The sequence below is a fragment of the Tenacibaculum maritimum NCIMB 2154 genome, from assembly GCF_900119795.1.
GTDB lineage: Bacteria > Bacteroidota > Bacteroidia > Flavobacteriales > Flavobacteriaceae > Polaribacter > Polaribacter maritimus.
This window is the reverse complement of sequence record NZ_LT634361.1, coordinates 2,579,255-2,604,572: the sequence shown is the minus strand read 5'-3', so window position 1 is coordinate 2,604,572 and position 25,318 is coordinate 2,579,255. Positions and strand designations below refer to the sequence as shown.

The following is a 25,318-nucleotide window of genomic DNA, read 5'->3' as shown; positions in this document are numbered from 1 at the left end:
GTAAATACACTAACAAAGGCAATGCCAATAGTTTGCAAATTTACAGAAAGCAAATATAAGAAAATACTGTTTGCTGAATACTTAAAAAACAAGTATTTTTGCAACTATTGTTATAAAGAATAACAATAAGGTCTAAATTGTTTAATTTTAATACATATAAAGAATGAAATTCGGTATCATTAAAGAACGCAAAAACCCACCAGATAAAAGAGTGGTATTCTCTCCAGAAAGATTGCAAGAATTACAAAAAAAATTTCCACAAGCAACCATCAAAGTAGAACGTTCAGATATCCGAGTTTTTTCAGACCAAGCATATATAGATGCAGGATTTGAAGTAACAGAAGATCTTTCCGATTGTGAAGTACTATTAGGCGTAAAAGAGGTTCCAGTAGCAGCATTGATTCCTAATAAAAAATACTTTTTCTTTTCACATACCATAAAAAAACAACCCTATAACAGAGATTTATTAAAAGCAATCTTAGCAAAAAATATAGAATTGTTAGATCATGAAACAATTGTCAAAGAAAACGGCGCTCGTTTAATTGGTTTTGGACGTTATGCAGGTTTGGTAGGGGCGTATAATGGACTTAGAGCATTAGGATTAAAAGAAAACAGATTCACTTTACCTAAAGTAGAAAACCTATCTGATTTAGATGCCGTAAAAAAAGAGTTAGATGCTATTACATTGCCACCTATTAAAATACTTTTATCTGGAACAGGAAAAGTAGCCTATGGAGCTAAAGAAATTTTAGATCACTTACAGATAAAGCAAGTAAGTGACGCTTTGTACCTAACCACCAAATTTACAGAACCCGTTTATTGCATGGTAGATGTAATGGAGTATAACAAACGCAAAGATGGTAAAGTAGGTGAAAAATTTGCTTTTTATAAAGATCCGAGTGGATATGAAAGTAACTTTATGCCTTATGCAAAGGAAACAGATTTTTTTATAGCAGGACATTTTTATGGTGACGGCGCTCCGTATTTGTTTACTCGTGAAGATGCTAGGCATGCTGATTTTAATATTAAATTGATTGCAGATATTTCTTGTGATGTAGATGGGCCAGTAGCTTCTACCTTAAGAGCATCCACCATTGCAAACCCTATATATGGTTATGATCCTGTAACTGAAACGGAAGTAGATTTTAAAGAAGAAGGAGCTATTACAGTAATGGCAGTAGATAATTTACCTTGTGAACTGCCTAAAGATGCTAGTGAAGGTTTTGGAGAAATGTTTTTAGAAGCGGTAATTCCTGCGTTTTATAATGGTGATAAAGAGGGGATTTTGGAGAGAGCAAGAATGACAAAAGATGGAAAATTAACTCCTCGTTATGCTTATTTACAAGCGTATGTTGATGGAAAGGAATAAGCTTTTTTGAATCATACCTCTATTTTTGTAGAAACATGAGGCAAAGAAAGGTTGGTTGACTTACTTTGTGTCTTTCTCTTTATTTTTTTGGAGGAAAGGCGAAGCAAAAATGAAGTGCAACATAAAAAATTGCCTCCTCTACAAGGCATCGTATTTTACTGATAGATGGCTGTGATTATTTTGAGGCTTGTTTTAGGTAACAAGTTCCAATATGGTCTTGGCTTGATAGTTTTATTTTTTAACGACAAATAACTTAAAAAGAAACGAGCTATTCAGTAACATACGATGCCTTAGTTAGTATAACTATCCCTCTTTCTGTAATTCTCTATGTTGTGCTATGCACCGCAATTCCATTAGAGCAATCACTACCACTGAGTTTGCCCGTAAGTTTATAAGGTAGTCCATCTCCCTTATTTCCATCATTAGCTGTTGTCTTTTGAATTTTTATTTGCTGTACCCTACTTTTTTACTCTGAAAAATGGGATGCAAGATTTGGAGTTGGTTTTTTGTACAGTGTTTTTTTCTCTCGCAAAAACGCTGTACAAGATTTGGAGTTGTTTTTCTGTACAGTGTTTTTTCCTCTCGCAAAAACGCTGTACAAGATTTGGAGTTGGTTTTTTGTACAGTGTTTTTTTCTCTCGCAAAAACGCTGTACAAGATTTGGAGTTGGTTTGCTGTACAAAGTTTTAGACATGCTTGAAAAAGTTTGTACAGATTTGTGTTGAAAATCAGGTTATTGTGTTTGTGGAAACTAGAAAAGAGTGTTTTTTATGAGGGGGATGGGGTTTGTGCCTTATCTCCATTTTATATGATCTCAAACGTATTTGTTTTTTTATTAAAGTAGAAAACTATGTCTAGCATGAGTTGCTCATTTTTTTCTTTATTACCAAATCCTAAAGCGGGATCACCATTTATTTTTTTTAATGCAATTTTATAACCATAAGCAGTGATGATAGGAATGGCTGTTTGGGGGTCAAATAGTATATAGTCATAACCATTCTTTAAGTCGTTGACTAAGCTGCTAATTCTATTTTTTGATTCATTTAAAGTTTAAAAAACGATCGTCTTTTGTAATTACATATTCAATGCCCTTATTACCATAAATATGTATGCTCTTTCTGTGTTTAATATCAGGTACTATACTGCTAATTTTTTCGGTTTGTAAGGTTAGTGTTGCTAAATCAAAATCTGATGGTGATTTACAACTTTGTGTGCTGATAAATAGCAATACTAATTTGATGAAATATTTCATTGAAGGTTTGTTTGTTAGATGGACGAATGTTTTATAGAGCAGATAAAATGTGAGTGCTTACCTTTTTTATGCGTTAAAATTAACCTAATAAAAAATGCTTATTAGGTTAATTTTATTTGCAAATTGAATACATTGTAAGATGTTGCCTTTTGAAGTTTTAGATAAAAAAGGCTGCAATATACAAGTCTAATACAGCTTTTGTTAATGCTCTAGGAATCTTTGAAAATATGATAGCCAATATCATTTATATAATTTCAAAATTTGTTTTTCCTTCTGGAATATAAAAAGTAAAGTCAAGCATTAATTCTTGGTTGGTTTTTTCGTTAAAAAGATACAAAGCTGATTCACCATTGGGTTTTTTCAATGCCGCTACTTTTCCAAAGCCCAATATCCTTACGACACTTTCTTTGGGAATGGGCATCATTTTAAAGCCAGCTTTTAAATCTTGAATGAGTTCCGTAATTCTTGACGACGATTCTTGTTGGTTTAAATACATAGCAGTAGCCATGTTTTGTTCTCTTTTAAGAATCATTTTTTCAAAAGTGCTATACTCCTTTTTCTCTATTATTGAAGCTATTTCTTGGCAGCTTTGTAGAAGTTTGTTTTTTAGGTCTTTTTTTGATGTAAGATTGATTCCGTGTTGCCAAGCGTTGAGTTGGTAGGGCACTGTAGCACGAAAATAAGAAGTTTGCTTTACTACAGGGAGGTGATTCTTTGCAAGTTGTTCTGACTGAAAACTAGTGAATTCTTCTTTGAAAACAAAGTCATTAGTAACATCAAATAACATTACCTTATATTTTAAATAAGCTTTAGGATGCAAAGAGGTTTCTCCTATTAAAGGAAGCATGGTGATAGAAACTTCTTGCTTTCCACTTTCTAATATAGCATAGTTTATGGGAATATATGTAGATACCTGTCCTGCTATATTTTGAGTGATAACAGGGTAGTCATTAACTCTAATTTCAAATAGGCAGGCAGCAGCGCTGAAATCAATCATATAATATGGTAATATCTTCATGGTAATTTATTGTTTAAAAGTGGTTATTAATTTTGGAGCGACTGTACGCTCAGGAATAGTCTTGTTCATCAATTTGTTTCGTTGCATTGATAATTATTTATAAGGTTTAAGTATGGTAATATCTTTATGGTCATTTACTATTTAAAAGTGGCTATGAACCTTTGAGCAGAGGTACGCCCAGGAGTAGTCATGTCCATTGCATCATTCCTAATGATATAGACCGAAGCGCTTATATATTGCTCCTCTTTAGGATCTGCAATCTTATTACCATCGTCATCAATATATGCTGTTTGAGTTAGATAAAGATCACTATAGACAATGGTCATATCGTTTACCTGCCAAAGAAAATTATTGCTTCCATGTAAAATACGTTGTTTTTCTGTCTTTTTTTGAACAACTCCTTCATTTTTTAATCCGAGGCGCGCTCTTCTTTCTGCGGTAGTTTCTTGGATGGTAGGTTTTGGTTTGATTTCCTTAGGAGTTCCATAGATTTCTTTTAAGTATTCAAATAAACGATCGTCTATTTTTTTCATACGAATCCAAATTCCCGCAATCTTATTTTCATGATTATCGCTAGGGGTCTTGTACAAATAGAAACCAACTACATTATTAATTATTCTTACTTTTGTGGGGTTGGGAGGTATGTTATAGGTACCAAAGGTATAGCGATCTGTTTTTGTTCTATCAATCAGAATGGGAGTTCCTGCTGTTGGATGTATTTTATCAAATGAGAAAACATCTCTTTGTTCTTTTGGAATCAGTTGTTCCAAGGAAGTCTTGTTTTGCAATGCTGCCAATAGGTCTATTTTGTTTTGTGAGTTACAAGAGGCCATCATGATTGTGATCAAAATGACTCCCATCAATTTGTTTCGTTCCATTGCGAATTACTGTTTAAAAGTGGCTATGAACCTTTGAGCAGAGGTACGCCCAGGAGTGGTCATGTCCATTGCATCATTCCTAATGATATAGACCGAAGCGCTTATATATTGTTCCTCTTTAGGATCTGCAATCTTATTGCCATCGTCATCAATATATGCTGTGTTAGCTCGATAAAGATCACTATAGACAATGGTCATATCGTTTATTTGCCAAAGAAAATCATTACTTCCATGTAAAATACGTTGTTTTTCTGTCTTTTTTTGAGTAACTCCTTCATTTTTTAATCCGAGGCGCGCTCTTCTTTCTGCGGTAGTTTCTTGGACGGTAGGTTTTGGGCTAGTTTCCTTTGGAGCTCCATAGAGCTCTTTTAAGTATTCAAATAAACGATTATCTATTTTTTTCATATAGATCCAAATTCCTGCGATTTTATTATCATGATTATCGCTAGGGGTCTTGTACAAATAGAAACCAATTCGGTTATTGATTCTTCTTACTTTTGTGGGGTTGGGAGGAATATTATAGGAGCCAAAGGTATAGCGGTCTGTTTTTGTTCTATCAATCAGAATGGGAGTTCCTGAAGCAGGGTCTATTTTATCAAATGAGAAAACATCTCTTTGTTCTTTTGGGATCAGTTGTTCCAAGGAAGTCTTGTTTTGCAATGCTGCCAATAGGTCTATTTTGTTTTGTGAGTTACAAGAGTCCATCATGATTATGATCAAAATGGCTCCCATCAATTTGTTTCGTTCCATTGCGAATTACTATTTAAAAGTGGCTATCAATCTTTGAGCAGAGGTACGCCCAGGAGTGGTCATGTCCATTGCATCATTCCTAATGATATAGACCGAAGAATTTATATATTGCTCCTCTTTAGGATCTGCAATCTTATTGCCATCGTCATCAATATATGCTGTGTTAGCTCGATAAAAATCACTATAGACAATGGTCATATCGTTTACCTGCCAAAGAAAATTATTGCTTCCATGTAAAATACGTTGTTTTTCTGTCCTTTTTTGAACGACTCCTTCATTTTTTAATCCGAGGCGCGCTCTTCTTTCTGCGGTAGTTTCTTGGACGGTAGGTTTTGGTCTGATTTCCTTAGGAGTTCCATAGATTTCTTTTAAGTATTCAAATAAACGATTATCTACTTTTTTCATATCGATCCAAATTCCTGCAATCTTATTTTCATGATTATCGCTAGGGGTCTTGTACAAATAGAAACCAATTCGGTTATTGATTCTTCTTACTTTTGTGGGGTTGGGAGGTATGTTATAGGTACCAAAGGTATAGCGATCTGTTTTTGTTCTATCAATCAGAATGGGAGTTCCTGCTGTTGGATGTATTTTATCAAATGAGAAAACATCTCTTTGTTCTTTTGGAATCAGTTGTTCCAAGGAAGTCTTGTTTTGCAATGCAGCCAATAGGTCTATTTTGTTTTGTGAGTTACAAGAGGCCATCATGATTGTGATCAAAATGACTCCCATCAATTTGTTTCGTTCCATTGCGAATTACTGTTTAAAAGTGGCTATCAATCTTTGAGCAGAGGTACGCCCAGGAGTGGTCATGTCCATTGCATCATTCCTAATGATATAGACCGAAGCGCTTATATATTGCTCCTCTTTAGGATCTGCAATCTTATTGCCATCGTCATCAATATATGCTGTGTTAGCTCGATAAAAATCACTATAGACAATGGTCATATCGTTTACCTGCCAAAGAAAATCATTGCTTCCATGTAAAAAACGTTGTTTTTCTGTCTTTTTTTGAACGACTCCTTCATTTTTTAATCCGAGGCGCGCTCTTCTTTCTGCGGTAGTTTCTTGGACGGTAGGTTTTGGGCTAGTTTCCTTTGGAGCTCCATAGAGCTCTTTTAAGTATTCAAATAAACGATTATCTATTTTTTTCATATAGATCCAAATTCCCGCAATCTTATTATCATGATTATCGCTAGGGGTCTTGTACAAATAGAAACCAATTCGGTTATTGATTCTTCTTACTTTTGTGGGGTTGGGAGGAATATTATAGGAGCCAAAGGTATAGCGGTCTGTTTTTGTTCTATCAATCAGAATGGGAGTTCCTGAAGCAGGGTCTATTTTATCAAATGAGAAAACATCTCTTTGTTCTTTTGGGATCAGTTGTTCCAAGGAAGTCTTGTTTTGCAATGCTGCCAATAGGTCTATTTTGTTTTGTGAGCTACAAGAGGCCATCATGATTGTGATCAAAATGACTCCCATCAATTTGTTTCGTTCCATTGCGAATTACTATTTAAAAGTGGCTATCAATCTTTGAGCAGAGGTACGCCCAGGAGTGGTCATGTCCATTGCATCATTCCTAATGATATAGACCGAAGCACTTATAAATTGCTCCTCTTTAGGATCTGCAATCTTATTGCCATCGTCATCAATATATGCTGTGTTAGCTCGATAAAAATCACTATAGACAATGGTCATATCGTTTACCTGCCAAAGAAAATCATTGCTTCCATGTAAAATACGTTGTTTTTCTGTCTTTTTTTGAACGACTCCTTCATTTTTTAATCCGAGGCGCGCCCTTCTTTCTGCGGTAGTTTCTTGGACGGTAGGTTTTGGGCTAGTTTCCTTTGGAGCTCCATAGAGGTCTTTTAAGTATTCAAATAAACGATTATCTATTTTTTTCATATAGATCCAAATTCCTGCGATTTTATTATCATGATTATCGCTAGGGGTCTTGTACAAATAGAAACCAATTCGGTTATTGATTCTTCTTACTTTTGTGGGGTTGGGAGGTATATTATAGGTACCAAAGGTATAGCGATCTGTTTTTGTTCTATCAATCAGAATGGGAGTTCCTGTTGTTGGATGTATTTTATCAAATGAGAAAACATCTCTTTGTTCTTTTGGAATCAGTTGTTCCAAGGAAGTCTTGTTTTGCAATGCTGCCAATAGGTCTATTTTGTTTTGTGAGTTACAAGAGGCCATCATGATTGTGATCAAAATGGCTCCCATCAATTTGTTTCGTTCCATTGCGAATTACTGTTTAAAAGTGGCTATGAACCTTTGAGCAGAGGTACGCCCAGGAGTGGTCATGTCCATTGCATCATTCCTAATGATATAGACCGAAGAATTTATATATTGCTCCTCTTTAGGATCTGCAATCTTATTGCCATCGTCATCAATATATGTTGTATGAGCTCGATAAAAATCACTATAGATAATGGTCATATCGTTTATTTGCCAAAGAAAATTATTGCTTCCATGTAAAATACGTTGTTTTTCTGTCCTTTTTTGAACAACTCCTTCATTTTTTAATCCGAGGCGCGCTCTTCTTTCTGCGGTAGTTTCTTGGACGGTAGGTTTTGGTCTAATTTCTTTTGGAGCTCCATAGAGCTCTTTTAAGTATTCAAATAAACGATTATCTACTTTTTTCATATCGATCCAAATTCCCGCAATCTTATTTTCATGATTATCGTTAAGTGCCTTGTATAAGCAAATTCCAATTTGGTTATTAATTCTTCTTACTTTTGTGGGGTTGGGAGGTATGTTATAGGTGCCAAAGGTATAGCGATCTGTTTCTTTAGTGGTTACCATAACTGGAGTTCCTGAAGCAGGGTCTATTTTATCATAGAAAAATAATGCTCTTTGTTCTTTTGGAATCAGTTGTTCCAAGGAAGTCTTGTTTTGCAATGCAGCCAATAGGTCTATTTTGTTTTGTGAGCTACAAGAATTCGTTGTTGTTGCCATAAGAATGACCATGATTATTTTAGATATACGCATGTTTTAAAGGGTTAAAGTTTTTAATTTTTTATTAATGGAATGTTGGCACTAAAGCCAAAAAGCTCTTCTAAGCTTTTGACAACATCAAAAGAGGGGGCTAGGGTCCATTTTCCTTGGCCTAAAATAGCCATATTTTCGTTGCTAGGAGTGCCTTCTTTTAAAATAGTTTTGGTAGAAGACAAGCCTACTTTAGCTTTAATAATATAGTCGGCGGTAATTCCATCAAAACCTAGTTCGGGACGGTAGTATAGCCCTTTGTCGTCATAATTAACTTCATGGCCAAGAGTGATTGCTGATGTTCCCTTTGCACTCATTTCAAAATAGCCCTCTAGTTTAACAACTACCAAAGCAACTTCTGCTTTTACCCACATTCCAGCTTTTACTTCTACTTTTAAGGTATTGTTGGTTTCTAATTTAAATTGAGCGTCTGTTGCTTTTCCTGCGGTATTAAATTTAAAGTCCGCCTTTGTTTTGATGGTGTTTGATATCTGTAAGTCAATATAAACATCCGCCTTTACTTCTGCCCCAGCATCTTTAGTCCCCATTTTTATACCATTGTTCAGATGTCCCTTAATGATTCTGTAAAGACGCATAGCAGGTTCAGCTCCTCCTCCTGCTGTAATGGCACCTGCTACTGCACTTGTTGCCAAACAAAGTAGGTCTATGGTTATGTCTAGGCCTATTAAAGGGGTGGCGTTTAATGAAAAATCTACATTAGTACCTACTGTATGTTCTTTTTTTTCGAGAAACCAAGTTCCATCTAGGCTTAAATTAGGCGGTTTTACTTCAAAAATGATAGGAATATTTTTAAAGCCTATATTTCGTATTCGCCCTTTTGTTTTATGGATAATTGCTTTAGACATATTTCCCATAGAAGCAAACAGGTCGTAAAATTTTTTGAATTTGGCATTGTATGCTAATTTAAGTTCTCGTTCTTTAGAAAAATAACCTTCTTGTTTATTCCATGCTGATTTTAAGCTGAAACCAAAGGAAGTTTCTTTTTGCTTCCATCGTGTTTCCATACTAGTCTTTCCAGACTTTTTTTGTAATTCTTTATGTTTTGAAGCAGGTTGGTTTTTCCAAGATACTGCTAAGAGGTTTGTAAGATTTAAAAAGAACTTTAAGGTCCACTTAATATCAGGATATGCCTTTATAATAAGCGTAGCTTCATCTGTTAAAGAATAATAGCTACAGCTATTAATGGTAAGTCGGTAAAGAGCAGCAGCATCTATTTTTTGATTGTTTACGGTACGTATAAAATTCCATTTAGGCCATATGTATTGTAACGGATATGGATTGTGTTTTGAAATGGTAGATTGTATTGAAAAAGTGGCATAGCTTGTTGCTTTTTGTTGTGCTGCTCCGTCAGGAGATGCAATAAGAATTTGCTTTATATGTTTTTTTTTATCCGCCCGATAGCAGTCATCTACTTGAAAATTTTTCACATTTATAGAAATAGGTTTCGGGCTGCTAGGAGCTATTGTTTCATATACAAGCGCCTTGGCATCATGGGCATTATAATGAAAAGAAATATCAACCCTTCGGGCAAGAATATATTCTTTTTCATTTTTATGTTCAACACCATCTTCGTCACTCGTATTGTATTCGCCTCTACCCACACTGGTAATTCGATGTGTATCTAAACCCCCCTTGGTAAAAAAATCTTTTACAGCATCACTGCGGTTTTGTGAGAGTTTTTGGTTGTATTCACAATCGCCTATTACACAAGCATAGCCACTCATTTGTATGTTGCTACCAGGATGCGCTAATAAAAAACCTAAAATATTGTTGAGTTTTTTTTGAGCACTATTGTTGATACTCGTATCGTTAAAATCAAAATAGATGGCACGATGAATGGTTTGTTTGACATAGCGTTTTCCTGCAAGAACTTGCCCATCTTTAAACACGGTAAAAGGAGCTTTGCCATGCTCAATAATATTAATTTCAGTAAACTTACAAGGTTCATAGCGAGTAGGGTTTATTGCAGCTTCATATACTTTGGTAGGAGTAATATTTTCAGGAGCCTTGGGTATGGTATGTACCAATTGCTTTTTAATATTCAGATAAATAGCGTGTTCATCATCATGGTAATTATCAAAAATATAAGCGCCCTTATGTTTTATTTTTACAAAAAATTGCTCTATTTCTTGAAGGTTTCTTACGCTAGACATCCATTGAGAGGTGTTTTGTATTTTTAAGTTAATATCACCATCAATACAAGCCACCTTATTGTATATCCAAATAATTTTATCAGTACCTAATTGTTGGTTGTATATTTCTACTGAAATATCGTTGTATCCATTAAGTCCTTCAGTATGTGCATATAAAAAAATAGGATCGCCATACAAAATAGGAGTCTTTGCCTGTTTATTTTTAATGGAAGTTCCTCCTTTAGTTTTGGTCCATTGAGTACGAATAATTTTTTTAGGCGCATATCCAGTAACAAAAATACCCGATTGATTTTTAAAGTCGCGATTTCCTGACCTACTACCTTCTATATAATACGAAACATTACCACATTCTTTTTTAGGGATTTTAAAGCGATAGCTAGGAAGTTTGGCTTTATAATGAATTGTTTTTCGGTCTTGCGACTGTCGTATCCAGAAAATAGCTTCTTTTTTTTCAGCTTCTGTCGTGTCAGGAAGCCATTCTTCAACCCTAAAGCTAACGAATTGATCTGCTTCAATAGTAACTTGCGTGGTTAAAGAACGCGTTTTGTCAGGGTAATAATTCCCTTTACACATTTTAATTTTTTTAACTCCTTTAGGCATATTTATGTATGTTTAGGCACCTTCTTCTATAGCGCTTTTTAAGGTTGGTACTTTTCCAATTTCAGCAGGGTTCACCATTGGATTTAACTGTGCGCTGGTATCTTTATCAGCGTTTTTCATATTTTGAGAGCATGCCTCAGCAACTTGGGCATGGTCAGCTACTTTTACACAAGGAGCTCCTGCAATGGCACAAATAGCTTTGCTGTTTTCTAAAAGAATATAGCCGCCATTTTTTAAGATGGCATCTTCATAAAAACCCTGCCATTCCGTAAGGTTTGGTTGGCAAGGCTTATAGCCTCCAGGAGTAGGTTGGAGCTTGCAATTTCCGAAGGTGTTCTTTTCAAAGGGTTGGCCAATTTCTAGTGAGGTAGCAATTGGTTTTTGACGAGCTTCTTTGTCATTAGCATATTCATAGCTATGCGAAGCTACTTTTAGTATGTCTGGTGCGTTGCCGTATTGGCATTCGCATGTAGCTCCTTGAACTACGATGTGTTTTTCACTCATAACGATGTTTTTAAGGGGTTATATTATTTGCTGCCACCACGGCGATTTTCGTGCAGATTTAATTTCTTTAGGATGCCTTAGATTTTCTTTAGGAATGGTGTTTTCTATTTCGGAAATACTGATAGTCATGTGTTTTTCTTTAGATAATTTTAATGTGCTTTCGATATACAAGTATTTGATCCTAGATGTTTTGCGATGGAGCATATATACAGCTCGGTAGTTTCCTTTAACGGTGGAGCTTTGTAAGGGATCAGTAGGAAAATAATAGCCATTTTCCAAGTCGTTATGGCTGCGTTTATCTGTACAATGCCCTTTGCTTTGTATGCGGATATAATTATTTTCTAAATAAGGATGTAAGACTTGCGTCACTTGATACGCTACTTTAGCCGTAAAAGGAATCAGGGGTATTTTTTTAGTATATTCCATTATATAATTTCTATATCCATGGTAAATAGCATCAAAATAAAAGTGAAAAAACCAATCATTTTGAAGGTAGTGTAGTAGCAGTGGTGCTTCTTTAATAACCTTTTCAAAATGGTGTAGATATTCTTTAACAGTATTGCCTTTGTAGTATCTGGATAGCTGTTTTTTAGACAGGAGCCAGCGTTCCATAATAGCGGCATGATTTTCTATACTATTCAAAGTACCATCTGTGTTTATTTTAAAGAGTATTGGGTATAGGGTTTTGGTACAGGCTAGCGCAAGTTCATCAACTATTAAATCTGGCTTTTTGTCATTAACAAAGGTATCCGAAACCATGTCAACAGATACATAACGAATGCCATCAGTAAGGTAATAATTGAGATTTACGGTATAGGTGATGGTTGTTGTTTTTTCTCCATTTTTAATTGTTTTTACAATACCGTATGACCAGTTTCCTGTAAAAGGAGCACAAAATAAATCGCCATTATATTGAAGTCTATTTACACGAATAGGAGTTCCTTTTCCTAACCATACTTCTTTTCCATCTTCCAATCCAAATCCAATAGTAGGAATGATGATTTCTGTAAGATGTGCTGGAATTCCAGAAAACGGAAGTACATTGTTAAAGCTACTTTTGCTATTGTGAAATTTCTTTAACTCTTCAGGAGCCACCTCCAGTTTTTCGGCAATGCTATTTAGTGTATCACCTTGTTGTATTTTATAGGTACGGTATTTAGCACTCATTCGAATTCTTTATTGTAAACGGATTGTATATTCGTGTCATGACACCTCTTTTGCTGTAATTGCTTATAGGATGATTGTATAGCCTGCACGCTTCCTTATATAGGTTTGCGATGGATCAATTTGCTTTTTAAAAAAATCATTTGGGAGCGTTTTTTTTAGGGTATTTATATTGCTTGATTTGTTTTGGAATGACGGGTGTTTTTATTGCTCCTATTTGTAAAAACACGTCCTTTACTTTTCTGTTTTCTAGGGTTACAGTAAAATCAGCCCGTTGGTTGGTTTCGTTACCAAAAGCTGTTTGAAAGGTGTTAAAAATGGTACGGTCATCCAACGTTATGATAGTGGTGTATTTGAACAGTTTGGTTTCCCAATGAATAGCACATCTTTTGGGGATGGCTCTAGTTTCCCAACCATCTATAAGACCAACCACCCAAGTTTCAAGTTCTCCATTGAAAAAATGAGAAGCAACTATTTTGAGTTTGGTACCCTCATCTAGTAAGTTTATTTTTGGATGCCAGTTATATCTGATACGATAATAGTCCCATAACCCCGTAGGAATTCCATTTTTAGCAAGATAGGCTTCAACGGTACTATTTAAACTCAAATACTGCTCTTTGCTAATGGTAGGATTGCCTGGCATTAATTTTTCCATAGAAGGCCATGTAGCTTCTTCTGCTTGAAATCGCGCCACTTCTTTTACATAACCTGCCCCAGAAAGCCATACTACAACCACTCCATTAGGAGCCATACCAGTTACGATTTTTGTATAATTGTCTTTTTTATTTGTTCTACGATCGATAAACCCTTTTTCAAATAAGGCGATTATTTTTTTCTGAGGAAGTTCCCAACTGCCTTGATACCACTTTTTTTCAGCAAAAGACATCCAGTAGAGTGTCAAACGTATCGGGATAGGCTTATATTGTTCTCCAACTACGTGAGTTGTACCTCTGCTGCCCCAACCGCCGCCATCGCCTTTATAAGGGACTGGAATGTATAGTTGGTTGCCATCTTCAAAAATGTAGTTTCCTGTGTATAGATGTATGGGGTAATTTTTAGGAGTACAGCCTCCTGCTAGCCAATCAAATTTTTTCATCGGTTTGTGGTTGCAATTTGTTAATAGCACGCATAATAGTATTGTTTGTAGGTACTTTATCATGGTTAATAGACTTGGCGTTTTCGTATGATGGTGTTTTCATGGATTGTGTAATTAGGGATATTAGATCCAGATACACTTCCATACATAGAAGAAAAGTGAAGGTATCGTTTTCTTAAACGGAGTAGCATATCTCGATCTTCTGTTAATGGAGAAACTTTTTCTGCTGTTTTTTGAGGGCCACAGCGCAATAAGACAAATAGTATCCATAGGTAGTGTGTTTTCATAGAAAGCGTTTTGTATAAGGAGCTTAATATTCAAGGGTATAATCTAAAAGTTCTTCTTCAATTATAGCTCCTGTATTGCCATCTAACTGATATCCAATAACAGAGGTAGGTCTATTGTAGCTATCTCTTCCTGTAATTTTAGCAATATACCAATTGGGTTTTTGTTCTTTGTTTATAGAAGTTATTCTACGGCGAATGTGCATGATGTTTTCTTTTGAGATCTGTTTTTCTTGCATAAATTTTAATACCTCTTCCCAAGTAAAAGCATAGTCTTTGTCATATTCTTTAAGTCTATTGATGAGCCCTTGTTCGTTGTACCAATACCAAGTTCCTTTGGCAAAATAGTTGGGATAATATGCTCCTACAGTTTTTAAAGCACCGGAAGGGTAGTATTCATATAAGGTACCTAAATAATCACCTTCTTTTCTTACTTCTTTAGTATAGCCACTTAAATCATCTCCCCATATATAAACATGAGTTTTATCGTTCAATATGGTATTGTAGTGGTAAGCAGTAGTTTTTTGGAGGTTCCCAGAAGATCCAACTGCATTTCCCTTTTCTTGGAGTTCTTTGATGTTTAATGTCCCGTCTTTGATAAAAAAAGTATCTTGTTTTTTATATTGATAACCTTGTTGTTTTAGTGTGTCTAAAGCTTGTGTAGTCATGGTTTTTGCTAATTGGTGTAAAAAGATCCCTTCTTCTTTAGGGGGTTGCGTTGTTTGTTTTTCTGCTGTTTTTTGAGGTCCACAGCGCAATAAGACAAATAGTATCCATAGGTAGTGTGTTTTCATGTTTAAGGTTCGTTTTCGTTGGCATCGGTCAATATTTTCCATTGCCATTGCCAAGTGCTTAGTTGAGGGATTTTAGGAGTGGATAAATGGGAGTAGTCCATAATATTATCAGTTTAGAAAAACGTTTTAAAGGTTTCTGGTTGATTACTATGTCTATAAACTATAACCATTATCAGTAAAGAATATCTTTATAAATGTTGAAAATTATGCTGTTTGTTAGTTCTCTTAATTATCAAAAGGAGGAAAGTACCTAGTTACCTCTACTTTCTTCTTATCAATCAACTTACCAGAATTTCCGTTTAAGAGATATTGTGTGATAACTGTAGGACTCCCAAGACCATCTTTTTCTATGATAATTGAGATAAGCCAGTAGGGGTATTTAGTGTCTTCATCTACCCAACGTCTGATTTCATAAATATGTTCTTTTTTAATTTTTTTATTCTTAATAAATGATACGATCTGCCTCCATGAAAAAGCATAAGGAGTATCTAAATTATTAAAAGCAACTAGTCCACTAGGGGTGTAATCATACCAAACTCCCAAATCCACATGATTTGGATAATAGCTCCCTATTCTTTTTATAAATCCTTTATTGTCATACTGATAGTGTTGGACGATCCAGTCATCTTTTTTAGCTATTTTTTTTGAGTAGCCATATATGGAGTCTCCTGATAAAGATATGCTTAAGTTGTTTGTAGTTTTTTCATAATAAAATGAGGTAAAAGTTTGATAGCCATCTGATGCTTCAATAGCAGTCCCTTTTTCTTGGAGTTCTTTGATGTTTAATGTCCCGTCTTTGATAAAAAAAGTATCTTGTTTTTTATATTGATAACCTTGTTGTTTTAGTATGTCTAAAGCTTGTGTAGTCATGGTTTTTGCTAATTGGTGTAAAAAGATCCCTTCTTCTTTAGGGGGTTGCGTTGTTTGTTTTTCTGCTGTTTTTTGAGGTCCACAGCGCAATAAGACAAATAGTATCCATAGGTAGTGTGTTTTCATAGAAAGCGTTTTGTATAAGGAGCTTAATATTCAAGGGTATAGTCTAAAAGTTCTTCTTCAATTATAGCTCCTGTATTGCCATCTAACTGATATCCAATAACAGAGGTAGGTCTATTGTAGCTATCTCTTCCTGTAATTTTAGCAATATACCAATTGGGTTTTTGTTCTTTGTTTATAGAAGTTATTCTACGGCGAATGTGCATGATGTTTTCTTTTGAGATCTGTTTTTCTTGCATAAATTTTAATACCTCTTCCCAAGTAAAAGCATAGTCTTTGTCATATTCTTTAAGTCTATTGATGAGCCCTTGTTCGTTGTACCAATACCAAGTTCCTTTGGCAAAATTGTTGGGATAATATGCTCCTACAGTTTTTAAAGCACCAGAAGGGTAGTATTCATATAAGGTACCTAAATAATCACCTTCTTTTCTTACTTCTTTAGTATAGCTATTACGATATCCTGATATATATATATGATGGTACCGTCTTCTAGTGTTTCTTCGTAACTAGAAAAACTTCCGTCGCCATACTTATACCCATTTTTCATAAGGTATTCAATATCTAGTTTTCTGTCTTTGATAAAAAAAGTATCTTGTTTTTTATATTGATAACCTTGTTGTTTTAGTGCGTCTAAAGCTTGTGTAGTCATGGTTTTTGCTAATTGGTGTAAAAAGATCCCTTCTTCTTTAAGGGGTTGCGTTATTTGTTTTTCTGCTGTTTTTTGAGGGCCACAGCGCAATAAGACAAATAGTATCCATAGGTAGTGTATTTTCATAGAAAGCGTTTTGTATAAGGAGCTTAATATTCAAGGGTATAATCTAAAAGTTCTTCTTCAATTATAGCTCCTGTATTGCCATCTAATTCGTAAAAAGTTACTGTAGTAGGTCTATTGTAGCTATCTCTTCCTGTAATTTTAGCAATCGCCCAATAAGGGGTTTTGGGGTTCTTTTCTTCTGCCATTCCACGGTTGATATACATGATGTTTTCTTTTGAGATCTGTTTTTCTTGCATAAATTTTAATACCTCTTCCCAAGTAAAAGCATAGTCTTTGTCATATTCTTTAAGTCTATTGATGAGCCCTTGTTCGTTGTACCAATACCAAGTTCCTTTGGTAAAATAGTTGGGATAATATGCTCCTACAGTTTTTAAAGCACCAGAAGGGTAGTATTCATATAAGGTACCTAAATAATCACCTTCTTTTCTTACTTCTTTAGTATAGCTATTACGATATCCTGATATATATATGATGGTACCGTCTTCTAGTGTTTCTTCGTAACTAGAAAAACTTCCATCGCCATACTTATACCCATTTTTCATAAGGTATTCAATATCTAGTTTTCCGTCTTTGATAAAAAAAGTATCTTGTTTTTTATATTGATAACCTTGTTGTTTTAGTGCGTCTAAAGCTTGTGTAGTCATGGTTTTTGTTAATTGGTGTAAAAAGATCCCTTCTTCTTTAAGGGGTTGCGTTATTTGTTTTTCTGCTGTTTTTTGAGGGCCACAGCGCAATAAGACAAATAGTATCCATAGGTAGTGTGTTTTCATGTTTAAGGTTCGTTTTCGTTGGCATCGGTCAATATTTTCCATTGCCATTGCCAGGTGCTTAGTTGAGGAATTTTAGGAGTGGATAAATGGGAGTAGTCCATAATATTATCGGTTTTTCCTCTTAAAAAAGTATAGTTGCTATTGTTGTTAAAGCTATGAAATACGCCCATACAGTGGAGTAGTTCATGGGTAACCACAAATTCTTTTGGGTTGAAGTACATGACGCATTCTTTAGAAGGAATTCCATTGGCATGCCCGCCCAAAGGTTGCAAGCCGCCATTGGATTTTTTTCTAGCGCCGTATTCCCCCATAAAAAACACCTTATAATACTCTTTATAAGGAGCATTGGCAGGAATACTATTAAATTCTTTGGCAAGAAATTGGGTCAGGTTTTCTCCCGAAGTATTGTGGTATTTGTTAAATATTTTTCTTCTTTTTGTGGCTATTGTATAGTTTTTGTTTAGGGTTTGTGTGCTAGTTTTTTTTGTTTCCCATAAATCTAGCTTCTCATTCACAATATGAGGGGTTACCAAAGCCTGTTGTAAAAACTTGGTCAAATATTCTTTTTGCTTTATTTTATCAGCATCAAGAATTCCTTTTGTTTTTCCTCCATTAATACTCGTAATCACATTCACAAAAACAATGTTAGCTTGGCGCCTGCTGGCTTTGTCATTAGCTTTTATTTTTAAGCGTCCAACAAGATGTTTTTTACCATTGCTACTTTTGGCAATAACGTCAATATTTTGAGTAACAGCAAACTCTTTTAAGCAGGTAATTTTCAATTCATTGGTTAGTTGGTGTTTTCCTTTTGCAAGGGAGGGGATGGTTGTTTTGTTTAGAGAAAAAAATGTTGTGTCAAATTGATAACTTATTTCTTCGGGTTCTTCTTCAATCTCTACCTTTAATGTGAACTCAGCAGATCTTTTTGGATATATGGTGGCAATGGGAATGATATAAAAATCTTTTTTCCAAGTAATTGCCATGACCTTAAATTCATGCATGAGTTTTTGATAAGCCCAATCTTTTATTTCAAAAAGACCTCCTTCATATTCTTCCTTATTAAAATCCCATAGCCCTTCATACTCGCCAATTATTTTAGCATACCAAGTATCTCCTAGTTTACCAGTATCGCCCATACGCATCCAATCAAAACCAAATTCACCATGATAGGCACTATGCGTTCTAAACTGTACAATAGCTTTAGCTTCTATTGGTTTGAATACAGGAGGTGTAGCTGCGTATGTTCCGAATTTAATTTTTGCAGCCGCCATTGTTTACTACTTTTTTGTTACTGATTAAGTTTAAAGCACCATTTCTAGCCTCTATATGGATCCCATCGGCAGTAACCATAAATGCTTTTTGTACAGAGGTGTTGTGGGTGTTTTCTATAAAAATGTGATAGTTTTTTGCTCGTTTTATCATCGCCATGGTTAAAATAATTTACTTTTTTCAGCACTGTTAATATTTACGATTTGGCTGCTTTGCATGGTCAAGTCTTCCGCTGCACTTAATAAGGTTACTTTATTGGCTGAAACGTTTGTGCTAGTGGCTTGTTGCAAGAAATTATCTTCAATAAAGTCGTTGCGCATATCCGCCGTTTCTACTAAGTTTCCAGAAGCATTTATGGTCATGTCTTTACCAGCATCTATACTGATGTTATTTCTAGCAGCTTGATCTAGGTCTTCACCAGCGCTGATTGAAATATTTTTACCCGCTGCAATATGGATGTTTTCACCAGCGTTGATACGAAGGTCTTTAAGAGCATGTACACTAATTGTTTCAGCAGCGGTATCTATAAGGATATGATTTCCTTTACGATCTGTTATGGTAATAGCTTCCGCTTTATGAGCGTCATTAAATTCAATGACATGGCCAGAGCGAGTTTTGATACTCTTTATATTATTATCTATTCGTCCTCCCGCTGCACTGTTAGCATGATGGAGGTTTCCTAAAACGAATGGACGATTTGGATCGTTATGATGAAAACCAATGATTACCTGATCACCTATTTCAGGAATAAATACATACCCTCTATTTTTATTTACAACGTTACTACTTCCTGCATCAGGAGCCAGTACTTGGATCCAATTCGTTTCCATTTCATTTTCTTGCCACAGCATTTTTACCTTTACCCGTCCTTTATGTAACGGGTCTGCATGATCTATTACTATAGCCCTTTGACTACCTGCCGTTAAAGGAGCTACTTTAGGAGCTGGCAAATACCTGCTATTAGATGAAATGGCTTTAAACTCATTTTCATATTCTTTATCTTGTGCTTGTGTATGGGTAATTTCTGTAATTAAATACGTACCTCCAACATATTTTCCGTTACTAGAAAGCCTAATAACGCTTCCTATTTCCAAGCCTACATATTTACTTTTAGCCTCCAATACATCAAACTCACTTAAAGCACTTTCTGTTTTTCCTAAGAGGTAATTATCTACTTGGTATTGATCTGCTAAAACTGTTTCAGGAATTCCCAATACGTTATTAGGATATAAATTTATGGCGGCATTTAATGCGTGTTCAGAAATAGCACTGGTAATTTTATCATTTTTAGCAGTTGCTTCTAATAATTTATTTCCTTCATAGTTAAAATCATACGCCCTTTGAGATACCGCAGCAGTTTGGGTGGTTATTTTAGCGGCATACACTTCTTGATTGTATTCTAGGTGTATTGGACTTTTTTCTTCTTTAGGTTTTCCAAAAACAAGGTATTCCCCTTCATAATAAAACCATTCATTATATTGTTTTGCTAGGCGCTGTAAATACGCAAAGTCACTTTCATTATATTGGCATTGATAAGGAATGGTAAAGGCTGTTTTTGGAGCAATCATACCTCTCATATTAGCAGCATCCAAAATGCTTTTTACTATTTGAGGCATGGTGTTATCTGTCCAAGACTTTAATCGGTTTCCTGATTCCAATAAAATAGTTTTAGAATATCCCTTTAATAAGGTATGCCCAAACTCTCCTTTAGACATTTTAAAATCGATGGAGGTTATTCTTCCTAAGAAATCATAATCTTCTATCTCAATATAAATAGATTTTCCAATGTATTTTTTAGGAGTAAAAATATCCGTCCCTTTTTTAGCAATAAAAATTTCATTATCTAAGGCAATCTCAAAGGTGTGATGTTCATTGATTTTCTGTACTAACTTTAAACTTACGTAACGTGTTATAGATACGCCATCTATAGCAATTTTGCAGGGGTTTTCTTTTAACATCTTTCTTGTTTTTCTTTTTTATACCTCATGTCGCAAAAGAGAGGTACGGTGTTTTTTAATACCTTTTGGAGTATTCCTTAGGATTAAAAAGGCAAAGTAATGGAAGTTTTGATGTAATACTCTTTTTAACGCAATACCATTTTAAAAATTTGTTTGTTAAAGAAACAAACTAAAATCTTTTTTAACAATTACATTTTTTAAAGTATCGTCAAATAATTACCGCTACTTTTTATGAAGGTATAAATTTAAACATTAATTTTAAACTTTGTATGGTGTTTTGTGTAAAAAATTAAGCTTTTTTTTGGAATCGCTATTTGTTTGTATTAAGAAGGGTGGTAGATTAATTTTGTTTGTTTTTTGTAACGAAAGTGTTGTAGTGTTGCTTGATTTTATAAGGTAGTCCATCTCCCTTATTTCCATCATTAGCTGTTATTTTTTGAATTTTTATTTGCTGTACCCTGTTTTTCTACTCTGAAAAATGGGATGCAAGATTTGGAGTTGTTTTTCTGTACAGTATAGCCTGCACGCTTCCTTATATAGGTTTGCGATGGATCAATTTGCTTTTAAAAAAAATCATTTGGGAGCGTTTTTTTTAGGGTATTTATATTGCTTGATTTGTTTTGGAATGACGGGTGTTTTTATTGCTCCTATTTGTAGAAACACGTCCTTTACTTTTCTGTTTTCTAGGGTTACAGTAAAATCAGCCCGTTGGTTGGTTTCGCTACCAAAAGCTGTTTGAAAGGTGTTAAAAATGGTACGGTCATCCAACGTTATGATAGTGGTGTATTTGAACAGTTTGGTTTCCCAATGAATAACACATCTTTTGGGGATGGCTCTAGTTTCCCAACCATCTATACGGCCAACCACCCAAGTTTCAAGTTCTCCATTGAAAAAATGAGAAGCAACTATTTTGAGTTTGGTACCTTCATCTAGTAAGTTTATTTTTGGATGCCAGTTATATCTGATACGATAATAGTCCCATAACCCCGTAGGAATTCCATTTTTAGCAAGATAGGCTTCAACGGTACTATTTAAACTCAAATACTGCTCTTTGCTAATGGTAGGATTGCCTGGCATTAATTTTTCCATAGAAGGCCATGTAGCTTCTTCTGCTTGAAATCGCGCCACTTCTTTTACATAACCTGCCCCAGAAAGCCATACTACAACCACTCCATTAGGAGTCATACCAGTTACGATTTTTGTATAATTGTCTTTTTTATTTGTTCTACGATCGATAAACCCTTTTTCAAATAAGGCGATTATTTTTTTCTGAGGAAGTTCCCAACTGCCTTGATACCACTTTTTTTCAGCAAAAGACATCCAGTAGAGTGTCAAACGTATCGGGATAGGCTTATATTGTTCTCCAACTACGTGAGTTGTACCTCTGCTGCCCCAACCGTCGCCATCGCCTTTATAAGGAACTGGAATGTATAGTTGGTTGCCATCTTCAAAAATATAGTTTCCTGTGTATAGATGTATGGGGTAATTTTTAGGAGTACAGCCTCCTGCTAGCCAATCAAATTTTTTTATCGGTTTGTGATTGCAATTTGTTAATAGCGCACATAATAGTATTGTTTGTAGGTACTTTATCATGGTTAATAGACTTGGCGTTTTCGTATGATGGTATTTTCATGGATTGTGTAATTAGGGATCAATGTATTTTTTAGGAGTAAAAATATCCGTCCCTTTTTTAGCGATAAAAATTTCATTATCTAAGGCAATCTCAAAGGTGTGATGTTAATTGATTTTCTGTACTAACTTTAAACTTACCTAACGTGTTATAGGTACGCCATCTATAGCAATTTTGCAGGGGTTTTCTTTTAACATCTTTCTTGTTTTACTAATTTTTGTTTTTCTTTTTTATACCTCATATCGCAAAAGAGAGGTACGGTGTTTTTTAATACCTTTTGGAGTATTCCTTAGGATTAAAAAGGCGAAGTAATGGAAGTTTTGATGTAATACTCTTTTTAACGCAATACCATTTTAAAAATTTGTTTGTTAAAGAAACAAACTAAAATCTTTTTTTAACAATTACATTTTTTAAAGTATCGTCAAATAATTACCGCTACTTTTTATGAAGGTATAAATTTAAGTATTAATATTAAGCTTTGTATGGTGTTTTGTGTAAAAAATTAAGCTTTTTTTTGGAATCGCTATTTGTTTGTGTTAAGAACGGTAGTAGATTAATTTTGTTCGTTTTTTGTAACGAAAGTGATGTAGTGTTCCTTGATTTTATAAGGTAGCCGACGAGGGCAATCACTACCACTGAGTTTGCCCGTAAGTTCATAAAGAACCTTATTTTTTTATTGAAGGATGTTACTGATTTGGTAGTATAGCATCTCCTTATTTCCATCATTAGCTGTTATTTTTTGAATTCTTATTTGCTGTGCCCTGTTTTTTTACTCTGAAAAATGGGGTGCAAGATTTGGAGTTGGTTTTTTGTACAGTGTTTTTTTCTCTCGCAAAAACACTGTACAAGATTTGGAGTTGGTTTTTTGTACAGTGTTTTTTTCTCTCGCAAAAACACTGTACAAGATTTGGAGTTGGTTTTTTGTACAGTGTTTTTTTCTCTCGCAAAAACACTGTACAAGATTTGGAGTTGGTTTTTTGTACAGTGTTTTTTTCTCTCGCAAAAACACTGTACAAGATTTGGAGTTGTTTTTCTGTACAGTGTTTTTTTCTCTCGCAAAAACGCTGTACAGGATTTGGAGTTGTTTTTCTGTACAGTGTTTTTTTCTCTCGTAAAAACGCTGTACAAGATTTGGAGTTGTTTTTCTGTACAGTGTTTTTTTCTCTCGCAAAAACACTGTACAAGATTTGGAGTTGGTTTTTTGTACAGTGTTTTTTTCTCTCGCAAAAACGCTGTACAAGATTTGGAGTTGGTTTGCTGTACAAAGTTTTAGACATACTTAAAAAAGTTTGTACAGATCTGTATTGAAAATCAGGTTGTTGTGTTTGTGGAAACTAGAAAAGAGTGTTTTTTATGAGGGGGATGGGGTTTGTATGGTGCTATTTCAATTCAGTAAATAGATTTTTTAAGGGAGGTGTATTTGCCTGCAAGTTAGTAAGAAGTACATTTTGGTGGCTTACTGTAGCGTGAAGTATTAAGGAATATCTTTATGGAATTTGCTACTTCTGAGTTTGCGATGTAATTCTTTATTTATAAGAAGTGTAGGTTGTTTGTATGGGATTGGAACTTTTGTATGCTGGTTAGTTTTAAAAATAAAGTCATGATTAATTGGGTAAAATATAGTATCATTGGGGCTTTGTATATAATAGAATCGTTTATTTTATAACCAATTTCATGCTGCCAGACAAACAGTTTTTAATAGATACCGCAAAAATGAAGATGCCTTTTGGTAAATACAAAGGAACGTATTTAATAGAGCTTCCTGAATATTATATTGTATGGTATCGAAATCATGGGTTTCCAAAAGGAAAATTAGGCAAAATGTTAGGATTGGTGTATGAGTTAAAATTAAATGGGTTAGAGGAACTTCTAAGAAAGATAAGAAAGGAGGCTTAAATCAATATGGTTTGGAGTTGTGAGGATAGAAAATCTCTTGCACCACAATTTCAGTTATCATTCGAGTAAATGAACCCACTGCTAACCTATTATAAAAAGTAGAGCGCAGTGGGGAGAGTAATGCTATTTCCAGCGCACTTTAATATAGTTGTCAATTTTTTGGATGTCTTTAGGAATATTCTTTTTGATAGCCATTAACAAATGCTCTAAGAACCGTTCTTTAGCAAAACTTTTATTCACAACAATACTTACTTCTCGTGTAGGAATAGGGTCTTTAAATTTTTTAACAAATTTTTTTTCGGCACTATTTTGAATAGATAATTGAGGAACAAGGCTATAACCTAGACCTGCTTTTACTAGGTTTTTGATGGTTTGTATAGAACCGCTTTTAAAAGAAAAACCGCGATGCCGCTCTGTTTCATTTTCTTTACAAATATTTAATACTTGATTTCTAAAACAATGTCCTTCTTCTAATAATAAGAGGTTTTCAGGAGTAAGATCTTTTTGATGAATTTTTTCTGAATTATTAAAAAGCTTGGGGTCTTGGCAATACACAAGAAACGGTTCTTGATAAAGATTGATTTCTCGTAAGCTTGCATCTTCTAAGGGTGTTGATAGAATACTAATGTCTAAAGTTCCATTATGTAGTGACTCTACAATTTGTTCTGTTTGCATTTCTTTAATAATCAGCTTAATATCAGGATGGTTTTTTACAAAATCTTCAAGAAAAAGAGGTAAAAGATAAGGGGCTATAGTAGGAATAATTCCAAGAGTGTACTCTCCTGTTAAATCCGTTTTGTGCCCGTAAGCAAATTCGGTAAACTCGTTTACTTCTCTTAAAATGGCTTTTGCTTTTGCAATTAATATTTCACCAATTGGAGTAGGAACCAAAGGAGATTTATCGCGATTAAAAATAACGGTTCCTATTTCTTCTTCTAATTTTTTGACTTGTAAGGTTAACGTAGGCTGTGCAACAAAACAAGCTTCCGCGGCTTTTACATAGTGCCTTTTAGCATCTAAAGCAACAATGTATTTAAGTTGTTGTATTGTCATATCTTATTATTTATTTTGTAAATATACGCATTTAAAGTATTAATAGTATAAATATAAAGAGAAGTGATACCTTTGGGTATTGATTAAAATTATT

The 25,318-nt window shown here is 34.5% G+C and carries 25 protein-coding genes; 2 read left to right on the top strand and 23 right to left on the bottom strand.

The genetic code is table 11. The features are described from left to right. Positions 1–163: 163 nt before the first annotated feature. Positions 164–1,369, top strand: coding sequence for an NAD(P)-dependent oxidoreductase (locus MARIT_RS11670; RefSeq protein WP_024742308.1), 1,206 nt, complete (start codon positions 164–166; stop codon positions 1,367–1,369). A 1,039-nt stretch (positions 1,370–2,408) separates the two neighbouring features. Here MARIT_RS11670 and MARIT_RS11660 read toward each other — a convergent pair. The 22 genes from MARIT_RS11660 to MARIT_RS11560 form a co-directional block, all read right to left on the bottom strand. Further along, positions 2,409–2,621, bottom strand: coding sequence for a hypothetical protein (locus tag MARIT_RS11660; RefSeq protein ID WP_100211589.1), 213 nt, complete (start codon positions 2,619–2,621; stop codon positions 2,409–2,411). Positions 2,622–2,865: 244 nt separating this feature from the next. Next, positions 2,866–3,639: a hypothetical protein gene (locus MARIT_RS11655; RefSeq protein ID WP_157926273.1), complete on the bottom strand. Its 774-nt coding sequence runs from the start codon at positions 3,637–3,639 to the stop codon at positions 2,866–2,868. Between the two features lie 137 nt (positions 3,640–3,776). Then, positions 3,777–4,517, bottom strand: a complete 741-nt coding sequence (locus MARIT_RS11650; protein ID WP_157926272.1) for a hypothetical protein — start codon at positions 4,515–4,517, stop codon at positions 3,777–3,779. Positions 4,518–4,523: 6 nt separating this feature from the next. Continuing rightward, positions 4,524–5,267 carry a hypothetical protein gene (locus MARIT_RS11645; RefSeq protein ID WP_157926271.1) on the bottom strand — a complete coding sequence of 248 codons (744 nt, stop codon included), beginning with the start codon at positions 5,265–5,267 and terminating at the stop codon, positions 4,524–4,526. Between the two features lie 9 nt (positions 5,268–5,276). Continuing rightward, complete coding sequence (locus MARIT_RS11640) at positions 5,277–6,017, bottom strand: hypothetical protein (protein ID WP_157926270.1); 741 nt, start codon at positions 6,015–6,017, stop codon at positions 5,277–5,279. A gap of 6 nt (positions 6,018–6,023) precedes the next feature. Continuing rightward, positions 6,024–6,767 carry a hypothetical protein gene (locus tag MARIT_RS11635; RefSeq protein WP_157926269.1) on the bottom strand — a complete coding sequence of 248 codons (744 nt, stop codon included), beginning with the start codon at positions 6,765–6,767 and terminating at the stop codon, positions 6,024–6,026. Positions 6,768–6,776: 9 nt separating this feature from the next. Then, positions 6,777–7,517: a hypothetical protein gene (locus tag MARIT_RS11630; protein ID WP_157926268.1), complete on the bottom strand. Its 741-nt coding sequence runs from the start codon at positions 7,515–7,517 to the stop codon at positions 6,777–6,779. Between the two features lie 6 nt (positions 7,518–7,523). Beyond that, positions 7,524–8,267 carry a hypothetical protein gene (locus MARIT_RS11625; protein ID WP_157926267.1) on the bottom strand — a complete coding sequence of 248 codons (744 nt, stop codon included), beginning with the start codon at positions 8,265–8,267 and terminating at the stop codon, positions 7,524–7,526. Positions 8,268–8,287: 20 nt separating this feature from the next. Continuing rightward, positions 8,288–11,038, bottom strand: a complete 2,751-nt coding sequence (locus tag MARIT_RS11620) for an OmpA family protein (RefSeq protein ID WP_100211582.1) — start codon at positions 11,036–11,038, stop codon at positions 8,288–8,290. Positions 11,039–11,050: 12 nt separating this feature from the next. Beyond that, on the bottom strand, positions 11,051–11,542 hold the full coding sequence (locus MARIT_RS11615; protein ID WP_100211581.1) for a DUF4280 domain-containing protein: 492 nt from the start codon (positions 11,540–11,542) through the stop codon (positions 11,051–11,053). A gap of 18 nt (positions 11,543–11,560) precedes the next feature. Further along, the gene (locus tag MARIT_RS11610) at positions 11,561–12,709 is read right to left on the bottom strand and encodes a LysM peptidoglycan-binding domain-containing protein (RefSeq protein ID WP_100211580.1); all 1,149 of its coding nucleotides are present in this window, start codon (positions 12,707–12,709) and stop codon (positions 11,561–11,563) included. Positions 12,710–12,845: 136 nt separating this feature from the next. Then, positions 12,846–13,865 carry a DUF2931 family protein gene (locus tag MARIT_RS11605; protein ID WP_100211579.1) on the bottom strand — a complete coding sequence of 340 codons (1,020 nt, stop codon included), beginning with the start codon at positions 13,863–13,865 and terminating at the stop codon, positions 12,846–12,848. A gap of 2 nt (positions 13,866–13,867) precedes the next feature. After that, positions 13,868–14,089 carry a hypothetical protein gene (locus MARIT_RS11600; RefSeq protein ID WP_157926266.1) on the bottom strand — a complete coding sequence of 74 codons (222 nt, stop codon included), beginning with the start codon at positions 14,087–14,089 and terminating at the stop codon, positions 13,868–13,870. A 23-nt stretch (positions 14,090–14,112) separates the two neighbouring features. Next, positions 14,113–14,880, bottom strand: a complete 768-nt coding sequence (locus MARIT_RS11595) for a hypothetical protein (RefSeq protein ID WP_157926265.1) — start codon at positions 14,878–14,880, stop codon at positions 14,113–14,115. Between the two features lie 225 nt (positions 14,881–15,105). Further along, on the bottom strand, positions 15,106–15,876 hold the full coding sequence (locus MARIT_RS11590) for a hypothetical protein (RefSeq protein WP_157926264.1): 771 nt from the start codon (positions 15,874–15,876) through the stop codon (positions 15,106–15,108). 23 nt (positions 15,877–15,899) lie between these two features. After that, positions 15,900–16,112, bottom strand: coding sequence for a hypothetical protein (locus tag MARIT_RS11585; protein WP_100211575.1), 213 nt, complete (start codon positions 16,110–16,112; stop codon positions 15,900–15,902). Between the two features lie 191 nt (positions 16,113–16,303). Next, positions 16,304–16,648 (bottom strand): hypothetical protein, encoded by a 345-nt coding sequence (locus MARIT_RS11580; RefSeq protein WP_157926263.1) that lies wholly within the window; start codon positions 16,646–16,648, stop codon positions 16,304–16,306. 23 nt (positions 16,649–16,671) lie between these two features. Further along, positions 16,672–17,418, bottom strand: coding sequence for a hypothetical protein (locus MARIT_RS11575; protein WP_157926262.1), 747 nt, complete (start codon positions 17,416–17,418; stop codon positions 16,672–16,674). A 2-nt stretch (positions 17,419–17,420) separates the two neighbouring features. Beyond that, positions 17,421–18,689 carry a hypothetical protein gene (locus MARIT_RS11570; RefSeq protein WP_024742517.1) on the bottom strand — a complete coding sequence of 423 codons (1,269 nt, stop codon included), beginning with the start codon at positions 18,687–18,689 and terminating at the stop codon, positions 17,421–17,423. Continuing rightward, the gene (locus MARIT_RS15535) at positions 18,670–18,840 is read right to left on the bottom strand and encodes a hypothetical protein (protein WP_157926261.1); all 171 of its coding nucleotides are present in this window, start codon (positions 18,838–18,840) and stop codon (positions 18,670–18,672) included. The genes MARIT_RS11570 and MARIT_RS15535 overlap by 20 nt, the downstream gene beginning before the upstream one ends. A gap of 8 nt (positions 18,841–18,848) precedes the next feature. Next, positions 18,849–20,645 carry a type VI secretion system Vgr family protein gene (locus MARIT_RS11565; protein WP_100211572.1) on the bottom strand — a complete coding sequence of 599 codons (1,797 nt, stop codon included), beginning with the start codon at positions 20,643–20,645 and terminating at the stop codon, positions 18,849–18,851. A 573-nt stretch (positions 20,646–21,218) separates the two neighbouring features. After that, on the bottom strand, positions 21,219–22,238 hold the full coding sequence (locus tag MARIT_RS11560; RefSeq protein ID WP_100211571.1) for a DUF2931 family protein: 1,020 nt from the start codon (positions 22,236–22,238) through the stop codon (positions 21,219–21,221). Between the two features lie 1,711 nt (positions 22,239–23,949). Here MARIT_RS11560 and MARIT_RS11550 point away from each other — a divergent pair. Beyond that, positions 23,950–24,171, top strand: coding sequence for a DUF3820 family protein (locus MARIT_RS11550; protein ID WP_024740567.1), 222 nt, complete (start codon positions 23,950–23,952; stop codon positions 24,169–24,171). Between the two features lie 123 nt (positions 24,172–24,294). On the opposite strand, the gene MARIT_RS11545 is transcribed toward MARIT_RS11550, so the two are convergent. Then, positions 24,295–25,224: a LysR substrate-binding domain-containing protein gene (locus tag MARIT_RS11545; RefSeq protein WP_024740568.1), complete on the bottom strand. Its 930-nt coding sequence runs from the start codon at positions 25,222–25,224 to the stop codon at positions 24,295–24,297. Positions 25,225–25,318 lie beyond the last annotated feature (94 nt).